This is a genomic window from Sphingomonas sp. BAUL-RG-20F-R05-02, assembly GCF_022662305.1.
In the GTDB taxonomy this organism is placed as follows: Bacteria; Pseudomonadota; Alphaproteobacteria; order Sphingomonadales; family Sphingomonadaceae; genus Sphingomonas.
This window is the reverse complement of record NZ_JAKNQH010000003.1, coordinates 71,185-89,970: the sequence shown is the minus strand read 5'-3', so window position 1 is coordinate 89,970 and position 18,786 is coordinate 71,185. Positions and strand designations below refer to the sequence as shown.

General features: G+C 67.1%; 21 protein-coding genes. 6 read left to right on the top strand and 15 right to left on the bottom strand.

The window, feature by feature from the left end; genetic code table 11:
* Window positions 1–20 precede the first annotated feature (20 nt).
* The 7 genes from L8F97_RS08450 to L8F97_RS08420 are packed head-to-tail and all read right to left on the bottom strand — an operon-like array spanning window position 21 to window position 6,955.
* Window positions 21–446, bottom strand: a complete 426-nt coding sequence (locus L8F97_RS08450; protein WP_242148485.1) for a hypothetical protein — start codon at window positions 444–446, stop codon at window positions 21–23.
* 10 nt (window positions 447–456) lie between these two features.
* The gene (locus tag L8F97_RS08445) at window positions 457–1,782 is read right to left on the bottom strand and encodes a FliI/YscN family ATPase (RefSeq protein ID WP_242148483.1); all 1,326 of its coding nucleotides are present in this window, start codon (window positions 1,780–1,782) and stop codon (window positions 457–459) included.
* A complete protein-coding gene (locus L8F97_RS08440) occupies window positions 1,782–2,555 on the bottom strand; it encodes a FliH/SctL family protein (RefSeq protein WP_242148481.1) in 774 nt (257 codons plus the stop codon). The genes L8F97_RS08445 and L8F97_RS08440 overlap by 1 nt, the downstream gene beginning before the upstream one ends.
* Window positions 2,548–3,561, bottom strand: coding sequence for a flagellar motor switch protein FliG (gene fliG, locus L8F97_RS08435; RefSeq protein ID WP_242148479.1), 1,014 nt, complete (start codon window positions 3,559–3,561; stop codon window positions 2,548–2,550). Before fliG ends, L8F97_RS08440 begins: the two co-directional genes overlap by 8 nt.
* On the bottom strand, window positions 3,558–5,300 hold the full coding sequence (gene fliF / locus L8F97_RS08430) for a flagellar basal-body MS-ring/collar protein FliF (protein ID WP_242148477.1): 1,743 nt from the start codon (window positions 5,298–5,300) through the stop codon (window positions 3,558–3,560). Before fliF ends, fliG begins: the two co-directional genes overlap by 4 nt.
* 3 nt (window positions 5,301–5,303) lie before the next feature.
* Window positions 5,304–5,654, bottom strand: a complete 351-nt coding sequence (gene fliE / locus L8F97_RS08425) for a flagellar hook-basal body complex protein FliE (protein ID WP_242148476.1) — start codon at window positions 5,652–5,654, stop codon at window positions 5,304–5,306.
* Window positions 5,651–6,955 carry a sigma-54 interaction domain-containing protein gene (locus L8F97_RS08420; RefSeq protein ID WP_242148475.1) on the bottom strand — a complete coding sequence of 435 codons (1,305 nt, stop codon included), beginning with the start codon at window positions 6,953–6,955 and terminating at the stop codon, window positions 5,651–5,653. Before L8F97_RS08420 ends, fliE begins: the two co-directional genes overlap by 4 nt.
* Before the next feature lie 293 nt (window positions 6,956–7,248).
* On the opposite strand from L8F97_RS08420, the gene L8F97_RS08415 reads away from it, so the two are divergent.
* Window positions 7,249–8,070, top strand: a complete 822-nt coding sequence (locus L8F97_RS08415) for a flagellin (RefSeq protein WP_242148474.1) — start codon at window positions 7,249–7,251, stop codon at window positions 8,068–8,070.
* Between the two features lie 259 nt (window positions 8,071–8,329).
* Window positions 8,330–9,151 (top strand): flagellin, encoded by an 822-nt coding sequence (locus L8F97_RS08410; RefSeq protein WP_242148472.1) that lies wholly within the window; start codon window positions 8,330–8,332, stop codon window positions 9,149–9,151.
* Between the two features lie 468 nt (window positions 9,152–9,619).
* Here L8F97_RS08410 and L8F97_RS08405 read toward each other — a convergent pair whose 3' ends face one another.
* The 8 genes from L8F97_RS08405 to L8F97_RS08370 all read right to left on the bottom strand — a co-directional run bounded on the left by L8F97_RS08405 (window position 9,620) and on the right by L8F97_RS08370 (window position 15,823).
* Entirely contained in the window at window positions 9,620–10,366 is a 747-nt protein-coding gene (locus L8F97_RS08405; RefSeq protein WP_242148471.1) for a FliA/WhiG family RNA polymerase sigma factor, read from the bottom strand.
* Window positions 10,363–12,441 carry a flagellar biosynthesis protein FlhA gene (flhA, locus tag L8F97_RS08400; RefSeq protein ID WP_409929020.1) on the bottom strand — a complete coding sequence of 693 codons (2,079 nt, stop codon included), beginning with the start codon at window positions 12,439–12,441 and terminating at the stop codon, window positions 10,363–10,365. The genes L8F97_RS08405 and flhA overlap by 4 nt, the downstream gene beginning before the upstream one ends.
* 9 nt (window positions 12,442–12,450) lie before the next feature.
* Complete coding sequence (locus tag L8F97_RS08395) at window positions 12,451–13,302, bottom strand: lytic transglycosylase domain-containing protein (protein ID WP_242148469.1); 852 nt, start codon at window positions 13,300–13,302, stop codon at window positions 12,451–12,453.
* A 65-nt stretch (window positions 13,303–13,367) separates the two neighbouring features.
* Window positions 13,368–13,685 (bottom strand): flagellar protein FlgN, encoded by a 318-nt coding sequence (locus L8F97_RS08390; RefSeq protein WP_242148468.1) that lies wholly within the window; start codon window positions 13,683–13,685, stop codon window positions 13,368–13,370.
* Window positions 13,682–13,963, bottom strand: a complete 282-nt coding sequence (gene flgM, locus L8F97_RS08385; RefSeq protein WP_242148466.1) for a flagellar biosynthesis anti-sigma factor FlgM — start codon at window positions 13,961–13,963, stop codon at window positions 13,682–13,684. The genes L8F97_RS08390 and flgM overlap by 4 nt, the downstream gene beginning before the upstream one ends.
* 62 nt (window positions 13,964–14,025) lie before the next feature.
* Entirely contained in the window at window positions 14,026–14,547 is a 522-nt protein-coding gene (locus L8F97_RS08380; protein ID WP_242148465.1) for a flagella basal body P-ring formation protein FlgA, read from the bottom strand.
* Window positions 14,547–15,149, bottom strand: coding sequence for a flagellar motor protein MotB (locus tag L8F97_RS08375; protein ID WP_242148464.1), 603 nt, complete (start codon window positions 15,147–15,149; stop codon window positions 14,547–14,549). The genes L8F97_RS08380 and L8F97_RS08375 overlap by 1 nt, the downstream gene beginning before the upstream one ends.
* Complete coding sequence (locus L8F97_RS08370; RefSeq protein ID WP_242148463.1) at window positions 15,146–15,823, bottom strand: motility protein A; 678 nt, start codon at window positions 15,821–15,823, stop codon at window positions 15,146–15,148. Before L8F97_RS08370 ends, L8F97_RS08375 begins: the two co-directional genes overlap by 4 nt.
* Window positions 15,824–16,036: 213 nt before the next feature.
* Here L8F97_RS08370 and flgB point away from each other — a divergent pair, with 213 nt between their 5' ends.
* From flgB to L8F97_RS08350, 4 genes are read left to right on the top strand one after another with little or no spacing between them, the layout of a single operon-like run.
* Window positions 16,037–16,387, top strand: coding sequence for a flagellar basal body rod protein FlgB (gene flgB, locus L8F97_RS08365; protein WP_313931946.1), 351 nt, complete (start codon window positions 16,037–16,039; stop codon window positions 16,385–16,387).
* A gap of 1 nt (window position 16,388) precedes the next feature.
* A complete protein-coding gene (gene flgC, locus L8F97_RS08360) occupies window positions 16,389–16,796 on the top strand; it encodes a flagellar basal body rod protein FlgC (protein WP_242148461.1) in 408 nt (135 codons plus the stop codon).
* 1 nt (window position 16,797) lies between these two features.
* Window positions 16,798–17,487: a flagellar hook assembly protein FlgD gene (locus L8F97_RS08355; RefSeq protein WP_242148460.1), complete on the top strand. Its 690-nt coding sequence runs from the start codon at window positions 16,798–16,800 to the stop codon at window positions 17,485–17,487.
* 33 nt (window positions 17,488–17,520) lie between these two features.
* The gene (locus tag L8F97_RS08350; RefSeq protein WP_242148459.1) at window positions 17,521–18,783 is read left to right on the top strand and encodes a flagellar hook protein FlgE; all 1,263 of its coding nucleotides are present in this window, start codon (window positions 17,521–17,523) and stop codon (window positions 18,781–18,783) included.
* The last annotated feature ends 3 nt before the right edge of the window (window positions 18,784–18,786 follow it).

The following is an 18,786-nucleotide window of genomic DNA, read 5'->3' as shown; positions in this document are numbered from 1 at the left end:
CGCAGGCGCTCAGGCGTGGATCAGCAAGGATCGTGCCGGATTTTGCGCGACGGCGGTGCCGCTTCCAGGGCGCGGATCTCCTTGAGCGCGGCCTCGGCGGCGGCACGCTCCATCAGCTTTTCGATCGCGCTCTGGTCGCGCTTGGCCTCGCGTGTCGCCTCGGCCGCGCGGGCTGCCACCGCCTGCGCCGCGCGCACGCGGCCCTCGGCGGCTTCGGCGCTATGGTGCAGTCGCTCGCGGAAGTGCGCGGCCGCGACGAGCGACACACCGGCGGTAGGCGTCGGACTTGACGTAGGCGCGACGTCGCCGGCAAGCTGCGCAATGCGCGCGCGTAGATTCGCCTCGCTGGCGACGCGGGCGTGCGCCTGCGCCTCATCGGCGCGCACCAGGCCGAGTTGCAAGGTGCGGACGCGCAGCAGGCGTTCGAGTTTCTTCTTATCGGCCATTCAACGCAGCCTAACCGTCACCGAACACGCCCGTCAGTTCCCCCACCGCATCGGCCAGCGGCACCATCTCATCCGGGTCCTGCTTCACATATTCCATAATCGCGGGATGACACGCGAGCGCTGCGTCGATCGCCGGATCCGCTCCGGCACGATACGCGCCCATCAGCACGAGGTCGCGGTTCTCCTCATAAGTGGCGAGGTGTCGCCGGAGCGTCCGCGCCGCCTGCTGGTGCGGCTTTGGCGTGATGTCGGTCATCACCCGGCTCACCGAGGGACCGATGTCGATCGCGGGATACACGCCACGCTCGGCAAGCGCGCGCGAGAGCACGATATGCCCATCAAGGATCGAGCGCGCCGAATCCACCACCGGGTCGTTGCCGTCGTCACCATCCGCCAGCACCGTGTAGATCGCGGTGATCGAGCCGCCGCTGTGCACGTCGGTGCCGGCACGCTCGATCAGGTTGGGCAGCATCGCGATCGCCGAGGGTGGATAGCCGCGCGCCGACGCCGGTTCACCCAGTGCTAGGCCGATCTCACGCCCGGCGTGCGCCACGCGGGTAAGGCTGTCCATGATGAGCAGCACCTGCTTGCCCTCGGCGCGAAACGCCTCGGCGATCGCGGTGGCGCGCAAAGCCCCACGGATGCGCAACACCGGCGAGTGATTGGCCGGCACCGCGACCACGACGGCGCGTTTACGCGCTTCCCCCGCTACCTTGGTTTCGAGGAAGTCGGCCACTTCCCGGCTGCGCTCGCCGATCAGGCCGATCACGATCACGTCGGCCTTGGCGGCGCGCACGATCATGCCGAGCAGCACCGATTTGCCGACGCCCGATCCCGCCATGATGCCGATCCGCTGCCCCTGCCCGACCGTCAGCAATCCGTTGATCGCCCGCACGCCAACGTCGAGCGGCTGCAGCACGCGGCCACGATCGAGCGGGCTTTGCAGCTTGCCCGCCAATGGCCAGCGCCCGGCGCCCCGGATCGGGCCGAGCCCGTCGATCGGCTTGCCCGCACCGTCGAGCACCCGCCCGAGCAGCGCCGCGCCGACCTCCGCCTCGCCCGGTTCGCCGACCGGTCGCACCGGCATCTGCGGCAACAAAGGCGCGGGGCCACCAAGATTCATCAGCAAGGTACGACCGTTTCGGAAGCCAATCACCTCGGCCTCGACGCCCACGCCTTTCGCGCCGATCTGACACACCGTCCCGACCGGCAATGACAGTCCGACCGCCTCCATCAGCAGCCCGTCATACGACGCCAGCCGCCCCGACACTTTCGGCGCGGGATCAAGGGCAAGACCGAGCGACTCGAGATAATCGCCGGTAAATCGGTTGAGCATCAGGTCTCATCCCCCGGGACGGCGACCCGTTCGATTGCGTGGGCAAGCTGTTCGAGCCACAGTTCCGGCCCGTCCTCGACGATAGTCGAGGCGGCCTCGAGCACGAAGCTGCCGCGCGCGACGCCAGCATCGCCGACCGCGAACACGCTGGCCGGCAGCTTGCCCTCCAGCAGCGCGACGTCGCCGGGGTTGACGCGCAGCATAGCCGATTCGGTTTGGTCGCTCAGCAGGTCGGTGGCGGCGGTGATCCGCTTGGCCAGCCGCTCCGGCGCGACGCCAATCTCGCCGACCAATTGCGTGACGAGATACAGCACCGTCTGCCGCAGCCGGCGCGCGACCGCCTCGCGGTCAAGCCGGCTGCCCGCCTGCAACGCCGCGCCGAGCTGCGCCAGCAGCGTCTGGTCGCGATCGGCTACCGCGCGCGCCTCGGCGAGCGCATCGGCATACCCCGCGTCATAACCGGCACTACGCGCGACTTCGACCGGATCGACGAAGAGGCTCGGGCCGATGGGCTCGGCCTCCGGCTCGAACGGGTCCCAGCCCTCGGTGGGATCGGCGGCGGGGTCGGCTGGTGAGAAGTGGCGTGGACCGTCCGGCGCGGAGACGCCGTGTGCGACCGCCTCGTCACGCGCGGTAAAGGCGGCGGTATAGGCCGCCGCGATGCCGCGCGCTTCCGCCGCCGCAAAGCCCGGCATGACATCAAACGCGCGTTGCAACGCTTCGCCAAGGGCATCGTGACGCGCGGTAGCAAGGCCGGAGATGAAGTTAGACATAATCGTCCTCGCCTCCGCCCATCTGGATCGTGCCGTCCTTGGCAAGATTGCGCGCGATCTGGATGATGACCTTTTGCGCTTCCAGCACTTCGGAGAGCTTCATCGGCCCGCGCGATTCCATTTCGTCGCGAATACCGTCGGCGGCGCGCGCCGACATGCAGCCCAGGAACCGGTTCCGCGCCGCCTCGTCCACGCCCTTCAGCGCCCGGGTCAGCACATCGCCGTCGATGTTGCGGATCAGCGTGCCGAGGTTCTTGTCGTCGAGGTCGAGCAGGTTGTCGAACACGAACATCGCCTCCTCGATCGCCTTGGCGACTTCGCGGTCGATCTTGAACAATTTGGGCATCACGCGCTGCTCGGTGGTTTTGCGCGCGGACGACATGATCTTCGCCGCCTCCTTGGTGCCGCCGAGCGTGACGCCCGCGCCGCCCTGGGTCTTGCCCGAACGCTTGGCCAGCACGGTGCGCAGGGTATCGACCGCCTCCGGCGTGATCGGCCCGAGCCGCGCGATGCGGTGCAGGATGTCGGGCTGCACCGCATCGGGCAGCAACTCAAGCACCTGCGCGGCGACGGCGGGATCGAGGTTGGCGATCAGCACGGCGGCGATCTGGGGATGCTCCTTCTCGATCGTCGCGGCGATCTCGGGCGCGTCGAGCCAATCGAGCAGGTCGATCTGGCAAGCATCCTGCGCCGGCACGATCCGCGCCAGCACGCTGTCGGCCTTTTCGCGGCCGAGCGCCTTGGTCATCACCGATTCGATCTTGGGGCGCGGATCGAAGCCGATCGTGGTACGCTCGCGCGCCTTGTCGATGAAGTCGTCGAGCACGCTCTCCACCTCGGCCTCGCTCACGTCCGCCACCGCGAACATCGCCTTGCCAAGCTGGCGGACTTCCTCGGGTTCGAGCTTCTGGAGGATGGCGGCGGCTTCTTCCTCGCCGACCAGCATCATCAGCACGGCGGCACGCTCGACACCGGTATAGGTGCGCATCGGGGTCATCGCATTCATGATTTCGCATCCGCCCTGATCATGTCGCGCACCGCCAGGGCCGCGCGCGCCGGGTTGTCGCGGGTGAAGCCGCGCACCATGTCGATCCGGTCGTCGTAATTGACCGCACTCTCCAACTCGCCGATCGACACCGGCGCAGGCGGCGTGACGACCTCATCCTCCTCATCGACCCCGCCGTCGGTCGGCGTGCCATCGGCGCGCACCGCCAGCCTCGCGTCCGGATCGATCGCCGCGTCCGGCTTCTTGAGCAGCGCCTTGGCGAGCGGGCGTACGCCGAGGAACAGCACCAGCAGCGCGATGACGATGGCGGTGACGTTGCGGGCGATCACCGGCAACCAACCGGCATCGTACCACGGCTGCTTGGCGTCGAGTTCGGCCGAGCCGGCGAACTTGCGGCTGATGACGACGACCTGATCGTTGCGGCTCTGGTCAAAGCCGACCGCCGTCCGCACCAGTTGGGTGATCTGCTGGATCTCCATTGCCGAGCGCGGCTTGGCGCCATCGGGATCGCGCAGCAGCACCGCCACCGACAGCCGCTTGATGCCGCCGGGCGCACCGCGCGTCACCGACACTTCCTTGCCAAGATCATAGGCGCGGGCGAACTGGTCGCTCTGCTTCATCGCATCGGTGATCGGGCCGCCGGGCGTCGTCGTCGCGCCGGGCGTGGCCGCGCCGGGCGCGGCCCCCGCCGCCGGGGTCGGCTGCGGCTGCGGCACGCTCAGTTGCGATGCGGGCGGCGGCGTGTTCGACAGCGCGCCGGGGATTCCGCCGGGCGCGGCGGTGTCCTTCTGGTTGCCGGTCCACTGGCCCTGTTCGGCGCGGAGCGTGCCGGTCTTGTCGTAGCTTTCACGCGTCGCCTGAGTCTCGTCGAGATCGACATCGGCCTGAATCTCGGTGGTGAAATTGCCCGCGCCGACCAAAGGCGTGAGCAACTGCATCACCTGCGCGCGGTACTTCTCCTCGACGGTACGCTGGAACCGCACGCGCTCGTCGGTAGCAGCACCAGCGGCGCTCTGATCGCCCTTGGTGAGCAGCCCGCCCATCTGATCGACGATCGTCACCGCATCCGGCTTCATCCCCGGCACCGACGAAGCGACGAGGTTGACGATCGACGACACCTGCGCATCGCCAAGCGAGCGGCCCGGCTGTAGCTTGACGATGACCGAAGCCGAAGGTGCGGCATTGTCGCGCACGAAGACGGAGGCTTCCGGCATGGCGAGATGCACCCGCGCCTCGGCGACCGCGTCGATCTCCTGGATCGAACGCGCCAGCTCGGTCTCGCGCGCCTGCCGCAGCCGCTCGCCCTCCACCGCGCGGGACACGCCCATCGGCAACTGGTCGAGGATCGCATACCCGCCCGGCGCTGCCTTGGGCAGGCCCTGTCCGGCAAGCAGGATACGCGCGCGCGAATAATCATCCTCGTTAACGGTCAGCGCACCGGTGCCGCCGTCGATGTGCGACTTGATGTTGGCGGCATCCAGCGCCGCCGTCACCGACGCTTTGTCGGCATCGGGCAGCGCTTGAAACAGCGTCTTCTGCGTCGGCGTGGCGAGCATCAGCCACGCGAGTCCGGCGGCGACGACAAGGCCGACCAGCAGCGCCATCGGCAGGCTGCGTCGAACCGCCGGCTGCGCTAGCAGGCCCTGCATCTGCCGCAGCGGATTGGCGAAGCGTTCCGGCACGAGCGCGGCGACGGGGTTCGCAATCGTCTGATTGGGGGGGGTAAGAGCGTTGCTCATCGTTTATACCGGCATGCTCATGATGTCCTTGTAAGCGGACAGGATCTTGTTGCGGACCTGCAAGGTCGCCTCGAAGCCGACCGACGCCTGCTGGCGGGCGAGCATCACCTTGGCGATGTCGACCGTCTCGCCGCGTTCGTAGGATTCGCTGATCTTGGCGGCGTCGTTCTGGCCCTGGTTGACCGCCTTCAGTGCGTCTTCCATCGTCGAGCTGAAACTCGCCGACTTGGCCTCCGTCGCCGGCGCCGCCGCGTCGGTGGCACTCGCGCGGGACAGCGCCTGATTGCGTTCGAGGATCTGCGATCGGAGCGCCATCACCCGGTCGACACCCATCGCGCCGGAAATCGCGGTCATGCGCTCATCACCCGGGCATGTGCACGGGTGATGTCCTCACCCTGCTCGCGCGCCTTGGCGAGGCGGTAGCGCAATGTGCGTTCGGAAATGCCGAGCCGCCGCGCCGTCTCTATCCGGCTGCCGCCGCATGCCGCCAGCGTGTCACGGATCGCCTGGAACTCATGCATCTGCACGATGTTGCCGAGCGTCGCCGGCTGTGCTGGCGCTTCGCCTTGCGCGACCGGAAAGGCGATGACCGGCACGGGCGTCGGATTGGCGGGCGCGCTCGGCCGATCGAACAGGATGTGCTGTGCCGCGATCGTGTCGCCGCCGGCGAACAACAGCGCGCGCTGGATCACATTCTCCAGCTCACGCACGTTGCCGGGCCAGGCATGATCCATCAGCACCGCGATCGCGGAAGGGTCCAGCCACGGCACCGTCTTGCGGTTGCCGGCATGGCGCAGCACCAAGGTTGCGGCGAGCGCGGGGATATCCTGCGGGCGATCGGCCAGCGGCTTGGTGGTGAGCGGGAACACCGACAGGCGGTAATAGAGGTCGGCGCGGAACCGGCCCGCCGCCACCTCGTCCTGCAAGTCGCGGTTCGCGCAGGCGATCACGCGTACGTCGACCGGGATCGGCACCGATGCGCCAATCGGCACCACCTCGCGTTCCTGAAGCGCACGCAGCAACTTGGCTTGAAGCTGGATCGGCATCTCGGCGATCTCGTCGAGCAGCAAGGTGCCGCCATGCGCCGCGCGGAAGAACCCCTCGCCGCCCGACGATGCACCGGTGAACGCACCCTTCTGGTGGCCGAACAGCATCGCCTCCAGCATCGCTTCGGGCAGCGCCGCGCAGTTGATCGCTACGAATGGCTTGTCGCGCCGTTCCGAGGCGAGGTGGATGGTGCGCGCCAGCACCTCCTTGCCGGTACCGGTCGGGCCGTTGATGAGCACGGTGATATCCGCCTGTGCGACCCGCTCCGCCAGCGCATACAGCGCGAGGCTCTCGGGATCGGCGGCAGTCGGCGCTTCGGCTTCCGCCACCAGCGCCCGTACGAAGGCGTTGCCGACCGCCGCATCGCTGCTGTCATACCCGACGCGCGCCGGCGCACCATCGCGCGAGGGGGTCACATACCGGCCGTCCTCTCCCAGGATCACGGTGCGCGCCGGCGCAGCGACCGGTTCGCCGTCCGCGACGAGATAAATTTCGCCCGGCTGCGGCTTGCCGCCGGCAGCGGCAACATTGAACCCTTGCGCACGCAGCGACGAAACGAGCGTGAATTTCTGCCGGAGCACGGCGGCCGACGGAACGATGGAGCGCATGAACTTCCCCTTTGACGGGACATGAAATGCGTCAATTCTGGTAAACGACCGGTTAAGCACTTTGCCGCCCGGCAAGATATTTCCGCGCTTACGCGTTATTTCCGGGCGCGCCCGCGTAGAACGGTTGCCGCCAGTTCGGAGGTTTGCCCGGCAAAAAACGGCAACCGGCAAGGCGTCGCCGCCGATCGGCATTTTTTCGCCTAAAGCTCGGCAAGGTCCTGCCGTTTCTCCTCTTGTCAGCTTGGCTCTCCGCATCGGGTGGGGGCGGTGAAGCGGCAATGGAGTTTTAGCAAATGACCGTCATCGGAACCAATGTCGCGGCGCTGCGCGCTGCCAGCGCCTCGAACTCGGCCTCGTCGATGTTGCAGACCGCGCAGCAGCGCCTCTCGACCGGCAGACGCATCAACTCGGCGCGCGACGACGCCGCCGGCCTCGCCATCGCGACGTCGATGCAGTCGCAGATCACCGGCATGAACCAGGGCATCCGCAACGCCAACGACGGCATCTCGATGGCGCAGACCGCCGAAGGTTCGCTCGATGAGGTGACGAACATGCTCCAGCGCATGCGCGAGCTGAAGGTCCAGTCGGCCAACGGCACCTATTCGACCAGCGACGTCGCCAACATGAAGACCGAGCAGGACGCGCTCGCCTCGCAGATCACCAGCGTCGTCAACAACACGCAGTTCAACGGCAAGAACCTGTTCGACGGCACGGCCGGCAGCGCCGGCGCGGTGACGATCCAGGCCGGCGCCAATGCGTCCGACACGGTCACACTGAACCTCGCCAACCTCAAGACCGACACCGATCTCGCCAAGGTTGTGGCAAGCGGCGCGTCGGTGGCGGGGGCAAGCCTCACCGACTACGACTCGGCGATCGCCAAGATCGGCACAACGCGCGCGGGCCTCGGCGCCACCGAGAACCGGCTGACGTCGGCGGTGAACAACCTCACCACCAACTCGACCAACCTGGCAGACGCGCAGAGCCGCATCCAGGACGCCGACTTCTCGACCGAATCGACCAACCTCGCCAAGGCGCAGATCCTCAGCCAGGCTTCGACCGCGATGCTCGCGCAGGCGAACCAGTCGACGTCGAGCGTGATGTCGCTGCTGCGGTAAAAGCGGCACCAGACTTGCCGGCCGTGTTCGGCACGCATCCCCCGGGCGTCCCGGGGCCGGCAAGCGATCCTCCACGCGCCAGCGTATCCGGCGCGGGATCGCGCGAGACCCCGGCGGCTTTGCCGTCGGGGTCTTCATCGGTGGAACAGCACCTGCACTTTTCGCTTAAGGCGATTTCGAACCGGTCGTTTCTGGTCTCGACGGCTCAGCCCTCCGCCAGGGGGCGGCGGGGTCACGTCGGGTAATGGAGACACGAACCATGACTGTTATCGGCAGCAATATTTCCGCGCTGCGCTCGTCGAGCGCCTCGAATAAAGCCTCGATGATGTTGCAGACCGCACAGGAGCGGCTGTCGACCGGCAAGCGCATCAACTCCGCCAAGGACGATGCCGCGGGCCTCGCCATCGCCACATCCATGCAGTCGCAGGTGACTGGCATGAACCAGGGCATTCGCAACGCGAACGACGGCATTTCGATGGCGCAGACGGCGGAAGGCTCGCTCGACGAAGTCACCAATATGCTCCAGCGCATGCGTGAGTTGACGGTACAGTCTGCCAACGGGACCTATTCGACCAGCGACCTGTCGAACATCAAGCTCGAGCAGGACGCACTCGCCAGCCAGATCAGCAACGTACTGGCCAACAGCCAGTTCAACGGCAAAAACCTGTTCGACGGTTCGGCCGGAAGCGCTGGCGTGGTCAGCATCCAGGCCGGCGCCAACGCGTCGGACAGCGTCACCATGACGCTGCCGAAACTGACCACAGACACCAATCTCGCGAAGGTCGTCACCGGTGGCGCCTCGGTGGCAAGCGCAACGCTGGCCAATTACGACACCGCCATCGCCACCGTCGCAACCGCGCGCGCCAGCCTCGGCGCGACGGAGAACCAACTGACCTCGGCGGTGAACAACCTCACCACCAACTCGACCAACCTGTCCGACGCGCAGAGCCGCATCCAGGACGCCGACTTCTCGACCGAATCGACCAACCTCGCCAAGGCGCAGATCCTCACCCAGGCTTCGACCGCGATGCTCGCGCAGGCGAACCAGTCGACCCAGAGCGTGATGAAGCTGCTCCAGTAAGCTCCAGCGAAGGCTTCGGCGCCGCCCCCTTCGGGTGTTGGAGCCGCACGCGAGCTTTCTAGATTACGAGAGCGATGCACAACCCCGGTGGCCGCGAGGCTGCCGGGGTTTGTGTGTTTGGGTGTGTAAGCTCCGTGTCTCCTGCTCGGCCCTTCCCCGATGCAGAACCGGGCCGGTCCGCACGGCGAGATCCGTCACCTCGGCGTAAGGCTTTACGCTGGGCTTTGGCCATTCGGGGTCGAAACTCTGCGTTGGCGCGTCGCGCACGCCGGCGACGCTGCCATCACGAAATCGACAGACGAGTGTTGCTGATGCCGGCTATCGTCGCCGGCTGGACGTCGCGTGACGCAGCGCCGGTGCTTGGTCGTCGCTCCAGCCAGAGCGCCGCGACAGTATCACCGACGGCGCACAACCGTGTTCCCAGGCCGACGCGTAACGCTGATCCGGCCCCGCAGCGCCGCAGCCCGCTCAAACCCGCCGCGCGAGCGCCTTCTTCAGCCGATCGTGCGCGGACTTCTTGATCTGACAGACCCGCGCCGCGCCGACGCCGAGCACTTGCCCGATTTCCTCTAGGTTCAGTTCCTCGACATAGTAAAGCTGCACCACCTGCGCCTCACGCTCCGGCAACGCGGCGATCGCGCCGACCAGCGCGGTCCGCAGATCCGCGTCGGCAAGCTGCTCGAACGCATCCGGTTCTTCGCTCGCGAACCACGGGCCCTCGTCCGAATAAATGTCGTCGATCGGCTCGAACCGCACCGCCTCGGCGGCGGCATAATCGATCCGCATCTTGTCGGGCGTTACGCCCAGCCGCTCCGCGATTTGGGCTTCGCTTGGCGCCTTGCCGAACTCAGTCGTCATCGCTGCGAGTGTCTGCTGGTACAACCGCCGCCGCTGCATCGCACCGCGCGTGAGGGTAGCTTGACGGCGCAACGCATCGATCATCGAGCCGCGCACGCGCGTAACGAGATATTGCTCGAACGGCACCGCCCCACGTTCCTCGAAAGCGCCTGCCGCCTCGACCAGCGCGACCAGCCCGATCTGGACGAGATCCTCGACCTCGACCACGCTGCTCATGCTGCCGTGGATGTGCCAGGCGATGCGCCGCACCAGCGGCATATGTTTGCGCGCCAGCGCGGACACGTCGCGCGCGGCGCCCGGCGCATAGGTGAGCGGCGTCGCATCCGCGAACGCCTGTCGCATCGGCAGCGCGCTCATGCCGGCAGCGCCCCGGGCGCGCCGATCACGGCGACGACTTCGACCGCCTTCTCCTCGGGCACCTCAAAGAAGCTCATCACCGGTGTGTCGGGCAGGCAGGTGCGCACCAGCTTGCGGATCGCGACGCGGATCGAGGGCTGCACCACCAGCGCGAACGGCTTGGCCTCGGCGATCAAAGGCTGCGCGGCGCGTTGCAGCGCATCGACGATGCGGCGGCCGAGATCGGGTTCGATCGTGTGGCGGCGCGCGGTATCGGCGCGCATCGCCTGGCCGAGCAAGCCTTCCAGTTGCCCCTCCAGCGTCATAACCCGCAGCGGCTCGCGCACGCCGCACAATTTGGAGATGATGAGCCCGCCGAGTTCGGGGCGGATCAGTTCGATGATCTCGTCCGCGTCGAGCGACTTCTGCGCGGCGACGGCGATCGCCGCGGCGATCCGGCGGAATTCCTTCAAGGGTATGTTCTCCGCAAGCAGGCCGCGCAGGACCTGGGTGAGCGTGGTGAGCGGCAGCGGGCTGGGCGACAGCGCCGCGACGAGATTGGCGGCGCGTTCCTTGAGGCCATCGAGCAGCGACTGCACTTCATCGGGGCCGAGCAGTTCGGAGGCATGACTGGCGAGCTGGTGGTTGAGATGCGTGGCGACGACGGTGCCGGGATCGACCACGAGATACCCCGCGCCGGTGGCGGCATCGGTATCGCCGGTGGCGATCCACACCGCGTCCAGCCCGAAGGTCGGGTCCTTCGCCTTCTTGCCGCGCAGTTCGCCGACGGCTTGCCCGGTATCGAGCGCGAGCATCTCGTCGGGCGATACGCTGTCCTCACCAACCACGACACCGCCGACGACAATGCGATAGGTGTACGGCGCAAGGTTGATGTCGTCGCGCACCCGCACCTGCGGCACGACGAAGCCGAGATCCTTGGAAAGCTGCCGCCGCACGCCGGTAATCCGCGCCATCAAGGGCGAACCGCGCCGTTCGTCGGCAAGCGGCACGAGGCCGTAACCGATGTCGAGATTGACCTGCATCGCATCGGTCACCTCGTCCCAGCCGATCTTGGAGAGATCAGCGGGCGCGACCGGCGCGACCACTTCGGCGGGGGCGGGGCGGCGCGCGATCTGGCGCAGCTTCCAAGCGCTGAATCCCGCGAGCGCGGCGGCGGGGAGGATCACCAGATGCGGCATCCCCGGCAGCACGCCGAGCAGGCCGAGGATGATCGCCACCGGCGTCCACGTCCGTGCTGACCCGAACTGGCTGCCGATCTGGCCCGCCAGATCCATGCTCGACTTCACGCGCGTCACGATGGCGGCAGCGGCGATCGACAGCATCAGCGACGGAATCTGCGCGACGAGCGCGTCACCGATCGCGAGCAGCACGTAATTGTGCGCGGCATTGGCGATCGTCATGCCGTGGCTGACCGGGCCGAGGATCAAACCGCCGATGATGTTGGCGGCGAGGATCAGCAGGCCGGCGACCGCATCGCCCTTCACGAACTTGGACGAACCGTCCATCGACCCGTAGAAATCCGCCTCGGTGGCGACGTCGATGCGGCGCTGCTTGGCTTCCTCAGGCGTGATCAGGCCGGCGTTCAGGTCGGCGTCGATCGCCATCTGCTTGCCGGGGAGCGCATCGAGCGTGAAGCGCGCGGACACTTCAGACACGCGGCCCGCGCCCTTGGTCACCACGATCATGTTGATGATGACGAGGATGGTGAACACGAACAGCCCGACAACGTAATCGCCGCCGATCAGGAAGGTGCCGAACGCCTCGATGACGTGGCCCGCCGCGCTCTCGCCCTCATGCCCGTGCACCAGCACCACGCGGGTCGAGGCGACGTTGAGGCTCAATCGGAACAGCGTCGCGAACAACAGCACGGTCGGAAAGGCGGAAAAGTCGAGCGGCTTCTGCGCGTTGAGCGCGACCATCAGCACGGCAAGGCTGATCGTGATGTTCATGATGAAGAACACGTCGAGCAGCGCCGACGGGATCGGCACCACCATCAGCACGACGAGCATCAGGATCGCGACCGGCAGCGAGGCCTGCCGCGCGAACGGACCGATAGCCCCGGATTTGAGCGCCATAGCCATCCGTTAGCCCCCCATGCTCGCAAGCATCATGTACGCCAGCCGCGCCGTATTCGGCGTGGGGCGCAGCAGGCTGGCGGTTTCGGTGCGGCCGCTGTTGAGCCGGTCAATCGTCGCGCGCGCCCAGCTTGCCGCGTCGGCGGTGCTGGTCTCGGACGCGCCGGGGATGACATCCGCGCCATCGCCGAGCTTGGTAGCGGCAAGCTGGATCGGCGGGATGGCGATGCCGCCCTGCCCGAGCTTGTCGGTGAAACGCGCGTAGATTTGCGCAAGCGTACGAGGCTGGCCGGCGGCGGTGTAGAATACCGAGCGGTTGGCATGCGCGGCGGTCGGAAACATCGCCGCGCCGCTCGCATCCGGGTTTTGCGCCATTGTCTTCAGGAACGAGCGCGCGCCGCCCAGCCCCAGGAAATGCGCCATGTAGAGATCGGTGCTGGTGGCATCGCGGCCGATCGAGCTTTCGATTGCAGTCTTGTTGTCGCTGGCATGCTCCGCCGCCATCAGCGACGCGGTCTGCGGGTCGTTACGAAGGTCGAGGATCGCGCGGCGCGTCGCCGGGTCGCTCACCGTCATGCGGCCGCTGCCGCTGGTGGAGATCGCGTTTGCCGCCCAGTCGAGGCCATGTTCGGCGCCGTGCTGCTTGACAACCTTCAGCCAGCTTTGTTCGATGAACTGGTAGAGGCCCGATGCGCTCGACGCAGCCGAATGGGCATTGGCGCGCATCCCGCTCTCAAGCTGCGCCTGCCCCATCAGATAGTGGAAATCGACGCCGGTCTTCTGGCTCGCGAAGGCGATCGCGGACTGGATCGACCCGCCCACGTTGCTGCCTGTCGTCGATGTAAGCGGATTGAACGGCATTCTTCCCCGGCTGATAGCCCTTGTACCGGGGCATCACAGCAAGGGGCGTGCCAGTCTCCTAGGAATCAGGCGTAGGCGGCGATACCCGCGCTGCGCCGGTAGCCGGGACCGACGCCCCCGGTCAGATTTTGCAGGCGGCGGCGAACATTTGCCGCCATCAAATTCACGTAGATCCGGCACGTCTCGTTCAGCCGGTTGGCCTCCTCGGCAAGATCACGCAGGTCATCGCCAGCCGGGCCGTTGCCGAGCCGGGCGAGATCCTCGATGTGGCCAAGCTTGTCCGAGGTTGCCCGTTCCAGCGCGGCGGCGTCGTTCGCCTTCAGCGCCGCAATCTCGGCATGGAGCGATTCGATCACGCGGATCAGCGCATCGCGACGGATCATTTCGACGTCCACTCCTGCTTCATCGTCAGCATCCGGTCGGCAATCGCGTCCGGGTCGATCCTGTAACTGCCGTTCTCGATCTGCGCGCGCAGCGCCGCCACCCGCGCGGTATCGACCGGTGGCTGTGCCGCCGCTTCTGCCGCGACGCCCGAAAGCTGCGGCACCGCGCCAAGGTCATCGCCCCGCGCGACCGTCTTCGCCGCCGAGGCGACGCGGGTCACCGATGCGACCGGACGGCCGTTCGATGACAGGGGTTTAGGACCGATCGACTGAACCACGCGATACACCTCGGGTTTCACACAAGAGGTATAACGGCGGGCATCGCGCAAAGTTTAAGGATTTATCCTTCCCAACCGGGCAGCGTCACCTGGCCGGTCGCGACGGCGATGGTCTGCACGGGCACGCGCGACTCCTCAACCTTGATGAGCACGCGGCCACCTTCGGGTGCGTCACCCATCGCGATGCCTTCGCGCGTGATCGAGAAGCCGGGCGATCCCGCCTCGATCGTGACCGGATCGCCGCGATGGATCACCACCTCCGCCTTTGCCAACGGCGCACCGGCGGCGGCGCGTGCCGCCGGCGCGGTCGCGGCGGCGGTGACGGGGACGAACAGCCGCCAGTCCGGCCCGCTGCACGTCACCACCACCGCATCATGCGTGTCGGAACGCCACGACAGCGACACCATCGGGCAAGCGGCAAGTTTGAGCCGCCCGTCCACCGTGCTGCGCGCGCCGCCCTCAGCACCGATCGGCCGGCCGGTGAAGGTCGCGACCGCACGGTCGATCGTGGCGGTATCCTGAAACGAGGTCGCCGCCAGCGCAGGGCTGGCAACAAGCAGGAGCGGCAAGATGAAATAGCGCATCATGGTTTCCCGGATGGTCGATGAGGAATGGCGGCAAGATCGGACGGTATCGCGGCATCATCTTGCCGGGTGCCGGCAAAGCCGAGCGTGACCAGCACGTTACGATGGCCATAATCAGGCTTGGGCGCGCCGACGATGGTCATACGCCCGGCCGGCACCGCACGCGCGGCGGCGACCGCGACGGCAACCGCGCGTGCACGATCGGCGGCAAGGATCGCGCCGCTGCCGCTGGTCGGGTCGACATCGGCCGCCGAACCATCGACCGAACCGGTGATCCGCAACGTCACGCGCGGGTCTCGGGCCGCCTCGCGCGCCCAAGCGACGAGGCTGGCGGGCGTGCTTGGCAACACCGCCGAACCGGGCGCGAAATCGAGCATTGCGGCGGCGGCAAGCGGCATCGGATCGGGCGTTTTCGTCGCCTCGGGCGCATGGGTCGCGCCGAAGCCGGCGCGGATACCCTGCGCGAGCGCCTTACGGTCGAGATGCTGGCTCGCCTGTAGAAAAACGAAGAAGCCGACCAGCAGCAGCGCGAGATCGGCAAGCGTCATCAGCCACGCCGGGCGGCCGGAGGCGCTTTCGGGGAAATCGTCGTCGAGCGTCATGCCGCATCGACCTCGGCGAGCTTGGCGAAGGTCGCCGGGCGCGGCTGCTCGCGGATCGCCAACGCGACCAGCGGCGCCTCCAGCCGCAACCGCTCCATCGCCTCGCCCCGCGCCTGCCGCCGCAGCCGCGCCGCGATCGGTGCCGCGACGAGATTGGCGAGCAGCGCGCCGTACAACGTCGCCAGTAGCGCCACCGCCATCGCCGTGCCGATCGCACTGGGATCCTGCATCTTCACGAACATCGCAACCAGACCGACCAGCGTGCCGACCATACCCATCGCCGGCGCAAGCTCGGCCATGCCCGCCCATACATCGGCGGCGGCGACATGCCGGTCGATCCGCGCGCGGCGCGCGTGGCGGAGCAGTTCCTCGACCTCGGCCGGTGCGCGCCCATCGACGATCGCAGCAATCGCGGCGGCAAGATCGGGATCGGCGATCACCGAACGATCGAGCGCCACCACCCCGTGCCGTCGCGCGATCCGGCCCAAGGCGGCGATCTGATCGACCAGCGGGGTGGCATCAAACCGCCTGCGCGTGAGCGTCGGCAGCGCGGCAATCGCGCGGCCAAGATCGGCAAACGCGGTCCGCAGCACGGTCGCCAGCAGCGTACCGCCGCCAACGATCGCAAACGCGGTCGGATCAAGGAACGGCGCGAGGGTGAAAGTGTCGGTCATCGCCTGACGCGTTGCAAAGCGCGGGCCAGTTGCCCCGGCCGCTCCAGCAGGATGAACGCTGGCACCGTGGCCGGCAGCGACCGGCAGGCCTTGCCGGCCGCCCGGCAATCCTTTGCCGCCGCTTGCCGCCATTCACCGGCGAACACGCTCGAACGGCAGTTGGCACGGCGTTTGCTGTGTTCCCCGCGCAATCTTGCGCAGGAGTTCGCCCCGGTGGCCGACAATACGCTTTTCGGTATCCACGCCAACGCTCTCGAAGTGCGCTCGCAGCGTATGGGGGTGCTTGCCTCGAACATCGCCAACGCCTCCACCCCGGGCTTCAAGGCGAAGGACATTGACTTCCAGTCGGCCTTGTCCTCGCTGGAAAGCGGCAGCGGCGTGGACAGTGGCATGGCGGCGGCGACCAAGTATCGCGTGCCGAACCAGCCGTCGATGGACGGCAACACCGTCGAGCTCTCCAGCGAACAGACCGCCTTCGCGGAAAACGCAGTGCAATATCAGACCACCTTGTCGTTCCTGAACGGCCGCATCGCGCAGGTCACCCGCGCGCTGAAGGGGGAGTAAGATGTCGAACCCGCTCACCATCTTCCAGGTCGCCGGGCGCGCGATGTCCGCGCAGCTGGTGCGGATGAACACCACCGCGTCGAACCTCGCCAACGCCGGCGCGGTCGCGAGCAGCGCGGACACCGCCTACCGCACGATCAAGCCGGTGTTCCGCACCGAGTATGACAATGCCAGCGGCCTCGCCACCGTCAACGTCGAGCAGGTCGTCACGGCGGGGCAGGACCCCACCAAACGCTATGATCCCGCCAGCCCGATGGCCGACAAGGACGGCAACGTCTGGGAAAGCGCGGTCGATGAGACGCGCGAGATGGTCGACATGATGGAGACCTCGCGCAGTTACCAGAACAACGTCGAAGTGATGCAGACCGCCAAGTCGCTGATCCTCGATACCCTCAAGATGGGACGATAAGATGAGCGACTTCGACACGACGCTGTCCAGCCTCGGCATCAACAGCACGAGCAAGACCGCCGATGCAACGACCAGCAACACCACCAGCGGATCAACCACGCTCGGCCAGTCCGATTTCCTCAAGCTGCTGACCGCGCAGCTCAACAATCAGGACCCGTTCAGCCCGGTCGACAACACGCAGATGGTCGCGCAGATGGCGCAGATCTCCACCTCATCCGGGGTGAGCGACCTCAGCACCACGCTGAAGTCGATCGCGACCAAGCTCAACAGCACCAGCACCAGCGACGCGGTGTCCTTTGTCGGCAAGACCGTGCTGACCGCCGGATCGACCGCTTACGGCCGCAGCGCGGGCGGCATCGCCGGCGCGGTCGAACTCGGCGCGGCGGCGAGCGACGTGAAGGTGACGATCAGCGACGCCAGCGGCAACCCGCTCAAGACCTTGTCGCTTGGAAATCAGGCGGCCGGCACCGTGAAATACGATTGGGACGGCACCACCAGCGGCGGCACGGCGGCAGGCTCCGGCCCGTTCACCGTATCGGTCGCCGCGCAGAACAACGGCGCGACCGTCAAGGCGACCGGCCTCGTCTGGGCGCCGGTCGAATCGGTGTCGGTACCCTCCTCCGGCACGCCCAGCCTCAACGTCACCGGCATCGGCACCGTCGCGGTCAGCGACGTTCGCCAGGTCGGCTGATCCCTCTAAACCCCTCGCCCAAGGAACACGCACATGACCTTCTACACCTCGCTGTCCGGCCTGCAGGCGGCACAGACCGACATGTCGACCATCTCGAACAACCTCGCCAACGTATCGAGCGACGGTTTCAAAAAAACCCGCAGCGATTTCGCCGACGTGATGGCTACCAACTTCTACACCGACCCCAAGACGCAAGTCGGCATGGGCGTCAAACTGACGCAGAACGTCCAGCAGTTCGGCGAGGGTAACCTGAAGACCACCGGCGGTGCGCTCGATCTGGCGATTTCCGGCGATGGCTTCTTCACGGTACAGACCGGCAGCGGCAGCAGCGGCGCGCAGGCCTATACCCGCAACGGCAGCTTCACGGTCGGGCAGGATCACACCATCATCGATTCGCAAGGCAGCGCGCTGCTCGCCTTTCCGGTCGATGCATCCGGCAACGTGACGGCGACCGGCGCCGACGGCCTCGCCAAGGTGACGATCCCCACCACCAGCGGCACACCGCTCCCCACCTCGAAGGTGACGCTCGACGTCAATTTCGCCACGGGCGCGGCAGCCCCGGCCGCAACGTTCGACCGCAACACCCCGTCGACCTACAACAACTCCGCCATTACCACGATCTACGACAGCGCCGGCAACGCGCAACCGCTCACCAATTATTTCGTCCGCGACACCAAGGCCGATACCGCGACGTCGACCGGCTGGACGATGTATTCCTATGCCGGCGACCAGCAGCTTACCAGCGGCGGCGCGGCCGGGGTGCCGGTCAGCTTCGACACCAGCGGCACGATGACCGCGCCGTCGGGCCCGACCAGCTTTGACGCGTTCACCGCGTCGACAACCGGCATTTCGCAAAGCCTCTCGATCGATCTCGCCGGTTCGACGCAGAAGGCATCGACCTTCTCGGTCGCCGCGCGCAGCCAGGACGGCGCCTCGGTCGGCCAGTTCTCCGGCATCAGCGTCGGCAAGGACGGCGTTATCACCGCGAGCTTCTCCAACGGCGACAGCAAGGCGCTCGGCAAGGTCGCGGTCGCCAACTTCACCACGCCGACCGGCCTGCGCCAGCTCGGCAACAGCTACTGGAGCCCGACCGGAATTTCAGGCCAGGCATCGCTCGGCGCGCCGGGGGATAACGGCTTCGGCGGCCTGCTGTCGGGCACGATCGAGGGTTCGAACGTCGACATGACCGAGGAGCTGGTCAACCTGATCGCGGCGCAGCGCAACTTCCAGGCGAACTCGAAGGCGCTCGATACGCAGAGCCAGCTCATTCAGACCATCGTGCAGATCCAGGGCTAAGCC